This window comes from Nostoc sp. 2RC (assembly GCF_014222165.1).
GTDB lineage: Bacteria > Cyanobacteriota > Cyanobacteriia > Cyanobacteriales > Nostocaceae > Nostoc > Nostoc linckia.
The window spans coordinates 1-931 of record NZ_JACKZU010000749.1; the positions used below are offsets into that span (position 1 = coordinate 1).

At 42.6% G+C, this 931-nt stretch carries 1 pseudogene; it reads right to left on the reverse strand.

Annotated elements, in window-relative coordinates:
• Positions 1–23 precede the first annotated feature (23 nt).
• Positions 24–850: pseudogene (locus GNE10_RS34815) on the reverse strand (IS5 family transposase).
• Positions 851–931: the final 81 nt, after the last annotated feature.

Consider the following 931-nt stretch of genomic DNA (forward strand, 5'->3'; position numbering starts at 1 on the left):
AGAGCTGATTCGTAAACAAAAGTTTAAGAAGCCATTCGCTTGAGCATTAGACGAATCAATGAGCCATAAATCATAGCTTCACTTAACTCTGTGTACAACTCATAATCCTTACTCAAACGCCGAAATCGATTGAGCCACCCAAATGTCCGTTCCACAATCCATCGTTTCGGCAATCGCTCAAATGTTTTCGAGTTTCTTTGAATCACCTCAACACGAACCTGTTCTCCGCAAACTTTCTTGACTGCTTGAGCAAAGTTTTCTCCTGAATAGCCTTGATCTACCCAAACAACTTCCAATGTGGACAATTCTTTAACCGCCTCATGCAACACAACCACAGCACCTAAACGTTCTGACGCATTGGCTTCAGTCACTAAAACACCAATCAACAACCCTTGAGAATCTACAACTATATGTCGCTTACGCCCTTTAACCTTCTTACCACCATCAAAACCGTAGACCTCCCCTTTTTTTCCGTGGTCTTCACCGACTGAGAATCTGCGATCGCCACAGTAGAATCTTCATCTCGCCCTAAATCTTGTCGCAGTTGATGACGAACTTGGTCATGAATCTGCTGCCAAATGCCTTTACGTTGCCATTTTTGAAAATAGCCATATACCGTTGTGTAAGGAGGCAGGTCATGAGGTAGCATTTCCCACTGACATCCGGTACGTTGCACGTAAAAAATGGCATTCAAAATTTCTCGGAAATTCACCTCCACAGGATGTCCGAATCCTTTGGGTTTGGGTAAAAGAGGCTTTATAATTAACCATTCGGCATCGCTTAAATCACTTGGGTAGGGTTTGCGCTCTTGGTTCTCAATTGCGGGTAGACGGCTCATCGACCACAACATACATAAATGTGATTGATTTAGCCTAGAGCTTAAGTAAAATGAGGCTCTGTTTTCTTTATATTTTCTTTACGAATCAGCTCT